Here is a 12,351-nt window from a genome sequence, read left to right as displayed (position 1 = left end):
GCCCGCCCGGGATGCTGGGGGGATTTATGCGGTTTGCTCACGCTCTGACTGGGGACGTCATGTGTAGTGGGACTCTCCTGATCGGAGGCATCATGATCATCTTGGGCCTTGTCCTGCTCATCATCGGTTTCGTCGCGGGCATCAGCATTCTGTGGACCATCGGACTCATCCTGCTGGTGATCGGATTGGTCCTCTGGGTGCTGGGCGCCGTAGGGCACGCGGTCGGCGGACGGCGTCATTACTGGTGAACCGTGAACTGGTGAGTCGTCGCCACCTTCACGACGGGCCGGCCCGCTCCGTCCCTCCCGCCGGGTGACCGGGCGGGGACGGACCGGGCCGGGCTCGCGCCGGCCGGGAGGGCGCCGGATCGCCGTACTGATCGCCGCCAGGGGCAGGTGCCGTCCCGGACCGCGCCGATTCGGTGCCGCGGGGGGACCACACCCGCCGCTCCGGCGCTGCCGGGGTCGCCTGGGGGCCAGGGCCTCTCGTTCGGATCTTGCTGGGCTCGTGGCGCCTGGACACCGCACCTCGCGGCGTTGTCGTCGGTCGCCCCAAACGAAAGACCCTAGATGTCGCCGTTGCCGGTCTCGGCGGCTTCGGCGAGTTGGTCCTTGGCGCGCTTGCCGACCACGGCCGCAGCGGCCAGGGCGCTGCCCACGAAGGCCGCCACCAGGGTCCAGGGCTGGTCGAAGCGGTGGCCGGTGGCGTGGTCGAGCGAGTACCGGCCGGCGCCGGTGACACCGATGGCCGCGGCCGTGAAGCCGAGGAAGGCGGGGTACTCGTAGCCGCCGGACTGGTTGAAGAACCCTGCCGGGGCGTGCACCGCGACCGCGCCGGCCATCGCGCCCGCCGCGGCCGCCCCGGCGGCGGGGGTGGCGAGCCCGAGCATCAGCAGCGTTCCGCCGCCCGCCTCCCCCAGACCGGCCGCTACGGCGCTCTGGCGGCCGGGCCGGAAGCCCATCGCCTCCATCGCCTTGGACGTGCCCTCCAAGCCACCGCCGCCGAACCAGCCCAACAGCTTCTGCGTGCCGTGCGCGGCGAGCACCGCTCCGGTGCCGACACGGAGGACGAGCAGGCCGAGGTCGCGTCGGTTGATGGCGCTCATGGGGTCTCCCGGACGTGACGGCTTCAGGTACGTACCGTTCCACTGTGGCCCCGGAGCGCGCCGCGGGGCGGGGCAGGTACGCCGTACGGGTGAGCAGCCCGCGGGGCCCGGTGGCCGGCCCTTCGGCGGCGACCGTCACCCGGCCGGTGCGCCCCCGGGCACCGGCTCCACCTCCAGGAAGCGGCGCTTGCGCGGGCCGCGGTAGAGCAGGGCCTCCCAGCCAAGACGGCCCAGCGCCCGGGCACACTCGCCGAGGGCGGCGTCCTCCTCCTGGGCGGCTCCGCCGCCCGGTGGCCCCAGCCAGTCCACCCGTACCGTCCCCGGCACCTCCCCCGGTGCCACGCGGTACCCCGTCGCCACCCGTCGCCCTTCCGCGTCGACGGCCGAGGGCGCGATCCCGGCCGCCTCCAGCGCCAGGGCGACCGCCCTGACCGGCTGGTTGCGCTCCCAGACGGCGGGCACCGCCTCGGGGTCGCCGCCCACCGTGTTGGTGAGGCGCCGGATCTGCAACAGCCCCTCGAAGGCCACGCGCACCTCCGCGGCTCTGCGCCCCGCCGCCCCGTCCGTCACCGGCAGAGCGGGGCCCTCCCCCGTCGCCGCCTCGAACCCCTCATCCGTCACAGCAGCCTCCTGATGTCACCCCGCACCCGGTAGAAGCCTCCCGAGGCGGGGTGCAGCGCGTCCACCACATACCGCGCGCCCGGCTCCCGTATCGCACGCGGGAACTGGACGTTCCACGACCGCTCGTAACCGTCCGACACCACATGCACACGCGTCCGGCCGCCCTCCTGGACGCACTCCACGACCACCGCACCGGCGGGCGCGGCCGTCACCGTCGTCACGGAACCGGCGGCGGTCGCCGGCGCGTACGTGGGCAGCGCGGCGGCCAGCTTCACGTCCCGGGCGACCGGAACCGTGCCCTGCTGGGCGGCCGTGATCGCCGCCTCGCTCGCGTCCACGCACACCAGGGAGCCGTCCGTGGTGACCAGGTAGAGCCGCTCCTCGTGGTACTGCATCGACAGCGCCGAACCGCCGCCCGTACCGAGCTTCCACAGGCGCGTGCCGTCCCGGTCGAAGCAGTACACGGACGACGCGGCGTCCCCGGCGAACACGAACCGGCCGCCGGGCGAGGTGGCGCACGAGTACACCGCGCTGTCACAGCCGTACGTCGCCTCCAGAGCGCCGTCCGCCTTGGACAGCCGCTGCACCACCCGGTGGCCCGTGCCCGCGTACACCGCGTCGGCCTCCTGCCAGCCGAACAGCACCGCGCCCTTGGTGGGCGTGTGCCACAACTCCCCGCCGCCGTCCGGTGCGTACGCCGTCACCCCGCGGTGATGGCCGTGGTAGACGGCCCGGTCGTCGGCGCGCACCATCCAGGCGTGCTCGCCCCGCCCGCCCCGCGCCCACTGGTGCTCGTCCTCGTGGTCGATCACGGTGAGCCGCCCGCCCCGGTCCGCGACGTTCAGCACGCCCTCGTGGATGTCCAGCCAGAAGATGTCCACGTCCGCGGCGATGTCGTACGCCGCGAACGGCAGCTTCGACGACAGGTCGTACACCCGGCCGTCGTCGCAGCCGGCATAGATCCAGAAGTCGTCGGCCACCAGGCACTTGACGCCGTCGGGCAGGCTGTACCGGGCGAGGACCTCGCCGCCGTGGTCCAGCGTGTAGACGTCCCCCGCCTGGTTGCCGACCCAGCAGCGCTCGTCGTCGACGTGGATGCCGAACGCCGACGAGCCCGTGCGGAACCGCCACAGCACCGGTGCGACGGCCCGCGCGGTGGACGGCGCCGAGGAGACCTGACGCCGGGTGACGGCCCGGGGCGCGCGCTGCCCCGGCACGGCCGGCGCGTACCCCTTGCGCACCTTCTCACCCACCTTCTTCGCCGCGGCGGCCTGTGCCTTCTGCAGCGTGGGGAACGTCGACGTCTGGGTCTGCCCGGCGGCGCCGATCCGCCCGTACCGCACCGACACCACCTGTCCCTGGACCGTCACCTCGTAGAACTTGTGCGCACCGCCGCCGTCCTGTGACAGCTCCAGATACGTCGTCGACGTCGTCGACATGGCAGACCCCTCCCCAGGACGGAGCCCGCGGCCTGTTCCGCGAGTCCCACTGCCTGAACGGTAGGAGGCACCACTGACAATCGACCCGCGACAGCGGCCGGTTGGCAGGCCGCTAGGGTCGCGGTCCATGACCGAGACACGCACACTGCGCGACACCCGTGAGTCGTACGACGCCATCGCCCCCGATTACGAGGAATACGCCCGTGGGGACCTCGACGCCAAACCGCTGGACCGCGCGATGCTCGCCGCCTTCGCCGAAACCGTGCGGGGCACCGGGGGCGGGCGGGTCGCCGACATCGGGTGCGGCACCGGCCGGGTGGCGACCCACCTGAGCTCCCTCGGACTGGACGTCTTCGGCGTCGACCTCTCGCCCGGGATGCTGGAGGTCGCCAGGAGGGCGTATCCGGACCTGCGGTTCGACGAGGGTTCGATGACGGACCTGGATCTCGGGGACGGCGTACTCGGCGGTGTCGTCGCCTGGTACTCGCTCATCCATGTCGAGCCGGAGCAGGTGCCGGGCGTGCTGACCGGGTTCCACCGGGTGCTGGCCCCCGGCGGTCACCTGCTGCTGGCCTTCCAGGTCGGTGACGAGCCTCTGCGTCTGACCGAGGCTTTCGGCCGCACCGTGGCGCTCGACTTCCACCGCTGGTCCCCGGACCGGCTGGCCGGGCTGCTGGCGGAAGCCGGCTTCGCCGTGGACGCGCGGCTGGTGCGCGAGGCGTACGCGACGGAGAGGACCCCCCAGGCCTTTCTGCTGGCCCGCAAAGTCACGCGGACGTAGCCACCCGGACCGTACGGGCGGACGTAGCCACGGACGTACGGGCGCACGTAGCCACTCGGAGCAGCCCGGCGGGCGCGAGGGGCGGGTCCCGGGGACGATGGCGGTGACGACCCCGGTCACCGGTGGGGTGCGGCACCACCACGGCCGCGAGCCGACGAGCGGAGGTGGAGCATGCAGCTGTTGCGGAGGCGCGGGTACCGTAGCGCCGCCGCGCTGGCGGTGCTCGTGCTCCTCGGCGCGACGGCGCTGTGGCTCAACCCCTCGGGGGCGCCGCCGGGCACCGCCTCCTCGTCTTCGGAGCGCAAGCGGGCGCACCGGGCTCTGCACCAGGGTCCACGGCCCGCCATCGTGCCGCGCCGGGCCTGGCACGCCGAGAGCGTGGACACCGCTCCCGGCGCCCGCTACGCGCCCTCCGTGAAGGCGGCCGTCATCCACCACACCAGCACCCCGAACGGCTACGACTGCGCGACCGTGCCGCGCACGCTTCGCGATCTGTACGCGGGGCACGCCTACGGCAGGCACTGGGACGACCTCGGCTACAACTTCCTCGTCGACGCGTGCGGCACCATCTACGAGGGCCGGGCCGGCGGGGTCGACCGTCCCGTGATCGGGGCGCACACCAAGGGTTTCAACGAGGGGACGGTCGGCATCGCCGCGATCGGCACGTTCACGCCCGGGGAGAGCGTCCCGGAGCCGATGCTCGACGCGATCGCACGGCTGGTCGCCTGGAAGCTCGGACCGCGGGGCCCCGATCCGCGGGGCAGCGTCACCCTGGTGTCCACGCACGACGAGGCCCGCTACCCGAAGGGGACGAAGGCGGTCCTGCCGGTGGTCGGCGGCCATACGGACGGCTATCCCACCCGCTGTCCGGGCGCCGCCCTGTACGCGAAGCTGCCCGACATCGGCGCGCGGGCCGCGCGTATCCAGCGGCGGTAGGAACGGGGCCGGTCACGCGCCGGGCGCCTTCCGGCACCACTCGGCGCCGTCCGGCCGGGTCAGCCGACGACGCCGAAGTTCTGGACCCACCAGGGCCCGTTGGACCGGAGGTTCACGCCCACGCCGATGTCCTTGAACTCGCAGTTCACGATGTTCTTGCGGTGCCCCGCGCTGCCCATCCAGTCCCGCACGGCGCGGGCGGGGTCCTTGGGGCCGCGGTGGATGTTCTCGCCCCACGTACGCCAGTTGTAGCCCGCCGCCTCCATCCGGTCGCCCGCGTCGCGTCCCTCAGGGCTGTTGTGCGCGTAGTAGTCGCGGGCGGCCATGTCGTCGGCGTGGCCCTGTGCGCTGCTCCGGAGACGGCCGTTGCGGCGCAGGGGCGAGCAACCGGCCCTGGCACGCTCTGCGTTGACCAGGGCGACCACGCGCTCGGCGTACCCGGTGGCGATCCCCGGGGCCTGGGCACCCCCGGCGCGTGGCGTGTTCTCGCCGCCGCCCGGCTCGGGTTCGGTCGGCGCCGCCCGCTCGGCGCGGTCGGGCGCCGACGCGGGCACGCTCGTAGGCAGGGTCGTTCCGGTTCGGGTGGTGGCGCCGGGGTGGCGGCCCGTGTTCCCCGTTATGAGGATCGCGGTGGCCACGGCGGCGGCCGCCACCGTACCGGCGATCACGGTTCCGGCGCCCCGGTGGGCCCGGGTGCGCCATGGCGCGTGTCCTCGCTCCGCCGGACGGACGGGGCGCTTTGGGCCCGCACGGTCGCCGCCCGCGCCGGGATCGTCCTGGTGGGGCTGGTGCTGCACGGGGACTCCGCTCTTTTCCGGTTGCTGCCGGCCGGTCCGGCGCACAGGGGAGAACAGGCGAGGCGCCGGGCGGTGTGAAGAGAAGGCTTCCGTACGCGCCTCGGCCGGAAACCGACCGTCCGCGGAAACGACCGCATGGGGCGATCGCCACCGGCCGACCGTCCACTCCGGCCGAGCCGGCGATGCGGCAGGATGTGCGAAGGCTCGCCGGACTTGTTCGATAAAACCCGTCTGGCGGTGGTCGATTCAGGCCGAGAGAGCACACCAGAGCAGAAAGGACTTCCAGGGTGTCAGCCCCGCACGTGAGCACTGAGAGCGCCTCGCCCACCGAACATGTCGTGGAGGTCGTGCTGTCCGTCGTGGCCGAGGTGACGGGCGCCGGGCCGCACCGGCTGACGGACAATTTCTACGACTTCGGCGGCACGTCCCTGGACGCGATACGCATATGCCTGCGCGTCGGCCGCGAACTGGACGTGGACGTCCCCCCGGAGACCCTGCTCGACAGCGAGGACCTCGCCGATTTCGCCTCGGCCGTAGCCACCGCCCGGGACGCCCGGTGACCGGCGCCGCCGCGGCTCCCGGGGTCGCCGATGTCGCCGCGACAAGAACGAGCGGCCCGTTCCCGATACCCGGGCCCGGGCCGTCCCTGATCCACGAGGCCGTCGAGCGGCACGCCGCCCACAGGCCCGACGCCGTCGCCCTGGTCCACGGCACCCGGCGCGTCAGCTACGCGGAGCTGGACGCCGCGGCTGATGCCTGGGCCGCCGAACTGCTGGACCGGGGCGCCGGACCGGGCACGTTCGTCCCGGTCGTACTGGCACGTTCGGCGACGCTGGTGGCGGCCCTCCTGGGCGTACTGAAGACCGGTGCCGCGTACGCGGCCCTGGACCCCTCCTGGCCCGTCGAGCGGCTGCGATCCGTGGCCGGCCTGCTGTCACCCCGTGTGACGGTCGCGCCGGAGGGGTGGGACGCCTGGCAGGAGGGCTCGCTGTGTCCCCCCTCCGAGCACGGCCCGCTTCCCCGGGACGCGGGAAGGGCGCCGCGCGGACACCGGGCAAAGGGACGGGTCGACGGGGCCTGCCCCGCCACGGTGTTCTTCACCTCCGGGACCACCGGCCGGCCCAAGGCGGTGGTGTCCGGACACCGCGCCACCCTCAGCCTGTTCGACGGCGGCTTCGAACCGTTCACCTCCCGCGGCCCGAGGCGGCCGGTGATGCCCCAGGCGGCACCGGTCTCGTGGGACGGCTTCACGCTGGAGACCTGGGGCCCGCTGATCAACGGCGGGACCAGTGTGCTCCTCGACGCCGGTTACCTGCTGCCCGGCACGCTGCGCGGCCTCGTCACGCGCGAAGGGGTGGACACGGTCTGGCTCACCGCGTCGCTGTTCCATCTCTTCATCGACGAGGACCCCGGCTGCTTCGAGGGGCTGCGCCATGTGCTGACCGGCGGGGAACGGCTCTCCGTGCCCCGGGTGCGCGCCTTCCTCGACCGCCACCCGTCCATCCAACTGACCAATGGTTACGGGCCCGTCGAGGCGTGCGTCTTCACCACCGCCCGCCGCGTACGCCGCTCCGACTGCGACGTCCCGTCCGGGATCCCGGTCGGTGAACCGGTACCGGGCCGTCGGGTGCACATCCGGACGGACGGGCGGACGGCCGAACCGGGCACCACGGGTGAGATCTGCGTCTCGGGTGACGGGATCGCCCTGGGATATCTGGGCGACACGGAGCTGACCGCCCGGATGTTCCCGACCGTCGCCGTCGACGGCGTACCCACCCGGATGTACCGGACCGGAGACCTCGGGTTCCAGGACGCCGACGGTGTCGTGCACTTCGCCGGACGCGCCGACCGGCAGGTCAAGGTGCGCGGCCACCGCGTCGAGCCGGAGGAGGTGGAAGCCGTCGTACGCACCGTGCCGGGCGTGGCCGACTGTGCGGTCGTCCCGGTCCCCGGCGCGAGCGGAGGGTACGAGCGCCTGGCGCTCTTCTACACGCAGGCACCCGCCGAAGTTCCTCTGCGCCCGGGGGCCGTCCGCCGGGAACTGGCCGCCCGGTTGCCCCGCCACCTGGTGCCGGACCTGGTGCGCGGGCTGACGGAACCGCCACTCACCGCCCACGGGAAACTGGACCGGCCCGCGCTGCTGCGCACGCTCCGGCCGGGCGGAAACGGCACGGAGGCCGACGCGTGAGCACGTACGAAGCCGAGGGCGCCCGCACCACCCACCCGATGTCGTTCGAGCAGGAGTCGATCTGGCTCAACGACCAGTTCCAGGCGGGGGCCGGACGTTATGTCGAGTCCTGGATCCACCGCTTGCGCGGCGCCCTCGACGTCCCGGCCGTCCGGGCGGCCCTGACGGGCGTCGTCGCACGGCACGAACCGCTGCGCACCGCCCTGGTCCTGGAGGACGGCCGGACCACGCAGCGGGTGTTCCCTCCTGCGCCCGTTCCGCTCGCCGTCCGGGAGGTCGGTCCCGGGGCCATGGCCGAGGCGGTCCGGGAGGCCGTCTCCGGGCCCCTGCCCGCGGACCGGCCGCCGCTGCTGCGGGCGACGCTGCTGCGTACCGGCGAGCGGGACGCCGTCCTGGTGGTCGCCCTGCACCACGCGGTCATCGACGGGTGGTCGTTCCGCCTGCTCGACCAGGAGTTCAGCGAGCTGTACCGGGCCGCCGTCGAGGACGGCCGCCCCGCACTGCCGGTCCTGGCCACCACGTACGGCGCGTACGCCCGGGCCCAGCGCGAGCAGGCGACGGAGACCTTGGACGGGGCCATGGACAAGGCCATGGAGTACTGGCGCCGGATGCTGGACGGCGCACCCGCCGAGTCCACGTTTCCGCTGGACAGGCCTCGCCCGGCGGTGCCGGACCACCGGGGCGAGCTGATCGAGTTCTCCATCGGCCCCGATCTCGCCGACGCCGTACGCGCCGCCTGCCGCCACCTCCGTACGACGCCGTTCGTGCTGTTCACCGCCGCCCTGACCGCCCTCGTGACACGACTCGGCGGGCAGGACGACATCGTGCTGGGCACCCCGGTCACCCGGCGGGACCGGCTGGAGCTGGAACCGCTGATCGCCTGCCTCAGCGACGTGATGCCGCTGCGTCAGCGCGTACGCCCCGGGCAGACGTTCCGGGAGCTGGTCCGGCAGAGCACCGCAGTCGTACGCGGGGCCGTGGCACACCGCCACGTCCCGCACAGCCTGCTGGTCGCGGAGCTGGCGGGCGAGCGGGTACCGGGCCGGTTCCCGCTGTTCCAGGTGGTGTTCACGCTCGACGACGCCGACGCGCCCGGGCTGAGGCTGCCCGGTGTGTCCGCCGAGCGCCTCTACGGCCACAACGGCACCGCCAAGTTCGACGTGTTCCTGGAACTCGTCCCTCATGAGGGCGGTTACCGGGCCCTGATGGAGTACGCGACAGGCGTCCTCGACCCGTCGACCGCGCGGCGCCTCACCGAGCGCTTCCTGGCCCTCCTCGCCGACGCCACCCGGAACCCGGACGCGGCCGTGGACGACCTGGCCGTCATGCCGGAGGCGGAACGGCGGCTGGTGACCGAAACACTGCCGCGGGGCCCCGAGCCGGAGGGGCCCGCGCCGCTCCCGCACGCCCACGAGCTCGTCGCCCGGACGGCGCGGTCGGCACCGGACGCGGCTGCCGTGGTGCACGCCGGGCGGACCCTCACGTATGCCGGGCTCTCGGCCGCCTCCCAGGCCCTCGCCCAGTGGCTGGTGTCCCAGGGGCTGGCCCGGAAGCGGATTGGTATCCGGATCGAGCGGTCGGCCAACGCCCTCGTCGCCGTCCTGGCCGTCCTTCGCGCGGGCGCCGCCTGTGTGCCGCTGGACCCGTCCCTCCCCGCCGAGCGGACGGCCTTCATGATCCGCGACAGCCGTATGGCGGCTCTGCTGACCACCCGCACGACGCCGGCCGCGCCGGACACCGGCGTACCCGTGCTCTTCCTGGACGACGCTCCCCCCGGCGCGTCGGACGAGTCCCTTCCGAGGACGTCCCCGGGGGACGTGGCGTACGTCGTGTACACCTCCGGATCGACCGGCAGGCCCAAGGGCGTGGCCCTGCCGCACCGGTCGCTGGCGGCACTGCTGGACTGGCAGTGCCGCGGCTCGGCAGCCGGCTCCGGCTCCCGCACGCTCCAGTTCGCGCCGCTCGGCTTCGACGTGGCGTTCCAGGAGATGTTCGGAACATGGGCGTGCGGCGGGACGCTCGTCCTCGCGGACGACGGGACGCGTGGCGATCCGCACCGCCTGCTCGACCTCATCGAGCGGCACGCGGTCGGCCGCCTCTTCCTCCCCTACGTCGCCCTGCAACAGCTGGCCGAGTACGCCGTGGCCACCGGCCGCTCCGCCGAGAGCCTCCGCGAGGTGATCACGGCCGGCGAACAGCTGTATGTGACGCCGGCGATCCGGAGGTTCTTCACCGCCGCCTGTCCCGGGGCGCGCCTGGAGAACCAGTACGGCCCTTCGGAGACCCATGTGGTCACCGCACACCCCCTCACGGGCGCGCCCGCGGCGTGGCCGGACCGCCCGTCCATCGGGCGGCCGGTGCCGGGCAGCAGGGTGTACGTCCTGGACGGCCGGCTCCGGCCGTGTCCGGTCGGAACGATCGGGGAGATCTGCGTCGCCGGGGATGCCGTCGCGCTCGGCTACCTCTCCGCGGAGGCCGCACAGGGTCGCCGTTTCGTGCCGGATCCCTTCGGTCCGGCGCGGCCCAGCGGCCTCCTGTACCGCACGGGCGACCTGGGGCGCTTTCTGCCGGACGGCACGATCCAGTTCCTCGGCCGCAATGACGACCAGGTCAAGATCCGCGGGTACCGGGTCGAGCCGGGTGAGGTCGAAGCCGCTCTGAAGACGGTTCCGGGCGTGGCCGACGCCGTGGTGCACGTGGACGGGACGGGCGCGGACGAGAAGCGGCTCCTGGCGTACTACACGGGTACCGGCCCGCAGGTTCCCGAGCCGGAGCGGGTGCGCCAGGCGCTCCTGGAGCGGCTTCCCCAGTACCTGGTCCCGGCGTCCGTGGTCCGCATCCCGGGCCGCCTCCCGCTCACCGCGAGCGGCAAGACGGACCGGGCGGCGGTGCACCGCCTGTACGCGCCGCAACCCCCCACGGCACTCACCGCACCCACAGGCCCCACAGCAACCACCACGCGCACAGCACCCACAGCACCCACAGCCACTGAAGCGCCCACCGCGCCGGCCGTCTCCGCCGAACCGGCCGCCGCCCGCCTGCCGCACGGACTGGCCGCCGTCTGGGCCGACGTACTGCGTACCCCGGACATCCACCCGGACCGGTCGTTCTTCTCGCTCGGGGGCGACTCTCTGCTGGCCGTCCGCCTGTCCGTCCGCCTCCGCACGGAGCTGGGGCTGGACATCCGGCCCGCCGACATCGTCGCGGCGCCCACCCTCAGTGCCCTGACCGCACTCGCCACCACGCGCGGACGGGCGGTCCCCGCCATCGGCCCGGAAACGCTCGCCGCGGACATCACGCCCGCGCGGGAGGTGGTGCACGTCGCCGACGACCCGCGCCACGTCCTGCTGACGGGCGCCACCGGATTCCTCGGCGCGTTCCTGCTGCGCGACCTGCTGGAGCGGTCCGGCGCCGTGGTGCACTGCCTGGTGCGGGCCCAGGAGCCGGCCGCCGCCGAGAAGCGGATCCGCGCCACGCTGGAGCGGTACGGCCTGTGGGACGAGTCCCGCGCGCACCGCGTCGTGGCGGTGCCCGGCGATCTGGCGCTGCCCCGGCTGGGCCTGGGGCGGGACCGGTTCGACGAGCTGGCCGGCACCGTCGACGTGGTGTTCCACTCCGGCGCCGAGGTGAACCTCGCGTACGGCTACGAACGGCTGAAGGCTGCCAACGTCGACGGGACCGCGGAGATCCTTCGTCTGGCGGCCGCCCACCGCACGGTCCCCGTGCACCACGTCTCCACCGTCGGGGTCTTCCCCCCGGCCGGTCCACCGTCCGGCCGTGTCCTGCCGGATCACCCGCTGGGGGACGTCACGCGCCTGCGCAACGGGTACGCCGAGTCGAAGTGGGTGGCCGAGACACTCGTCGCCCAGGCCCGGGAGCGCGGCCTGCCGGTCACGGTGTACCGCCCCACGAGGATCGCCGGCTCCACCGGGACCGGGGTGTGCCAGACGTCCGACTTCCTCTGGCTGCTGGTGAAGGGCTGCGTCCAGGCGGGCCTCGCCCCGGGCGACTACGTCTCGGACTTCGACCTGGTGCCCGTGGACCACGTGAGCGGGGCGATCGTGGCGCTGGCCTCCGACGCGTCGGCCGCCCGGGGGACGTTCCACGTCTCCAGCGAGCGGCTCCGCCTGTTCACCGAGATCGTGGACGGCCTCAGGTCGCTGGGCTACCGGCTCGACGACGTGCCCCTGGCGGACTGGCACCGCCACGTGGAGCGGCACCCCGGCAACGCGGCGTACCCGCTCCTCGGCCTGCTCCCGCCGGCCGGCACGGACGCCGCGCGACGGGGGGACCCGCCGCTGTTCGACTCCTCGGCCACCCGGCGCGCGCTGCGCGGCTCGGGTGTGGTGTCGCCCGGGGTCGACAACACGCTATTCGCCCGCTATGTCCACTTCTTCGTGCGGGAAGGCTTCCTGCCTCCGCCCCCCTCCGGAAAGGAACCGGACCCCTGTCGAGAAGACGTCGATCACGAGATATCTTGATGT

Annotated in this window: 10 protein-coding genes; 6 read left to right on the top strand and 4 right to left on the bottom strand. The window is 73.7% G+C overall.

Features of this window, described 5'->3' with window-relative positions; genetic code table 11:
* Nucleotides 1–59: 59 nt before the first annotated feature.
* Complete coding sequence (locus tag ABT360_RS20590; protein ID WP_351818269.1) at nt 60–248, top strand: DUF6131 family protein; 189 nt, start codon at nt 60–62, stop codon at nt 246–248.
* 317 nt (nt 249–565) lie between these two features.
* Here the strand turns inward: ABT360_RS20590 and ABT360_RS20585 are convergent, their stop codons facing one another.
* The 3 genes from ABT360_RS20585 to ABT360_RS20575 all read right to left on the bottom strand — a co-directional run bounded on the left by ABT360_RS20585 (nt 566) and on the right by ABT360_RS20575 (nt 3,165).
* Nucleotides 566–1,105 (bottom strand): DoxX family protein, encoded by a 540-nt coding sequence (locus ABT360_RS20585; RefSeq protein ID WP_351818212.1) that lies wholly within the window; start codon nt 1,103–1,105, stop codon nt 566–568.
* A 135-nt stretch (nt 1,106–1,240) separates the two neighbouring features.
* A complete protein-coding gene (locus ABT360_RS20580; protein ID WP_351818209.1) occupies nt 1,241–1,726 on the bottom strand; it encodes a hypothetical protein in 486 nt (161 codons plus the stop codon).
* Nucleotides 1,723–3,165: a WGR domain-containing protein gene (locus ABT360_RS20575; RefSeq protein WP_351818206.1), complete on the bottom strand. Its 1,443-nt coding sequence runs from the start codon at nt 3,163–3,165 to the stop codon at nt 1,723–1,725. Before ABT360_RS20575 ends, ABT360_RS20580 begins: the two co-directional genes overlap by 4 nt.
* A gap of 127 nt (nt 3,166–3,292) precedes the next feature.
* Between ABT360_RS20575 and ABT360_RS20570 the strand changes: the two genes are divergently transcribed.
* Both ABT360_RS20570 and ABT360_RS20565 read left to right on the top strand, forming a co-directional pair.
* Nucleotides 3,293–3,946: a class I SAM-dependent DNA methyltransferase gene (locus ABT360_RS20570; RefSeq protein WP_351818203.1), complete on the top strand. Its 654-nt coding sequence runs from the start codon at nt 3,293–3,295 to the stop codon at nt 3,944–3,946.
* A 171-nt stretch (nt 3,947–4,117) separates the two neighbouring features.
* Entirely contained in the window at nt 4,118–4,882 is a 765-nt protein-coding gene (locus ABT360_RS20565; protein ID WP_351818200.1) for a peptidoglycan recognition protein family protein, read from the top strand.
* A gap of 59 nt (nt 4,883–4,941) precedes the next feature.
* Here the strand turns inward: ABT360_RS20565 and ABT360_RS20560 are convergent, their stop codons facing one another.
* A complete protein-coding gene (locus ABT360_RS20560) occupies nt 4,942–5,679 on the bottom strand; it encodes a CAP domain-containing protein (protein ID WP_351818197.1) in 738 nt (245 codons plus the stop codon).
* Nucleotides 5,680–5,981: 302 nt separating this feature from the next.
* On the opposite strand from ABT360_RS20560, the gene ABT360_RS20555 reads away from it, so the two are divergent.
* Genes ABT360_RS20555 through ABT360_RS20545 form a run of 3 tightly spaced genes read left to right on the top strand, consistent with a single transcriptional unit; the run spans nt 5,982 to nt 12,348 of the window.
* Nucleotides 5,982–6,239 (top strand): phosphopantetheine-binding protein, encoded by a 258-nt coding sequence (locus tag ABT360_RS20555; protein WP_351818194.1) that lies wholly within the window; start codon nt 5,982–5,984, stop codon nt 6,237–6,239.
* Entirely contained in the window at nt 6,236–7,867 is a 1,632-nt protein-coding gene (locus tag ABT360_RS20550; protein WP_351818191.1) for an amino acid adenylation domain-containing protein, read from the top strand. The genes ABT360_RS20555 and ABT360_RS20550 overlap by 4 nt, the downstream gene beginning before the upstream one ends.
* Nucleotides 7,864–12,348: a non-ribosomal peptide synthetase gene (locus ABT360_RS20545; RefSeq protein ID WP_351818188.1), complete on the top strand. Its 4,485-nt coding sequence runs from the start codon at nt 7,864–7,866 to the stop codon at nt 12,346–12,348. Before ABT360_RS20550 ends, ABT360_RS20545 begins: the two co-directional genes overlap by 4 nt.
* Nucleotides 12,349–12,351 lie beyond the last annotated feature (3 nt).

The sequence above is a fragment of the Streptomyces sp. NPDC000229 genome, assembly GCF_040300825.1.
Lineage (GTDB): Bacteria > Actinomycetota > Actinomycetes > Streptomycetales > Streptomycetaceae > Streptomyces.
Note: the sequence above shows the minus strand (reverse complement) of the source record. Positions and strands in the feature narration are given on the sequence as shown.

What these genes read in the sequence shown, in the direction of transcription:
- ABT360_RS20590 (WP_351818269.1), top strand. Translation starts at nt 60, where the DNA reads ATGTGTAGTGGGACTCTCCTGATCGGAGGCATCATGATCATCTTGGGC.
- ABT360_RS20585 (WP_351818212.1), bottom strand. Translation starts at nt 1,105, where the DNA reads ATGAGCGCCATCAACCGACGCGACCTCGGCCTGCTCGTCCTCCGTGTC.
- ABT360_RS20575 (WP_351818206.1), bottom strand. Translation starts at nt 3,165, where the DNA reads ATGTCGACGACGTCGACGACGTATCTGGAGCTGTCACAGGACGGCGGC.
- ABT360_RS20570 (WP_351818203.1), top strand. Translation starts at nt 3,293, where the DNA reads ATGACCGAGACACGCACACTGCGCGACACCCGTGAGTCGTACGACGCC.
- ABT360_RS20565 (WP_351818200.1), top strand. Translation starts at nt 4,118, where the DNA reads ATGCAGCTGTTGCGGAGGCGCGGGTACCGTAGCGCCGCCGCGCTGGCG.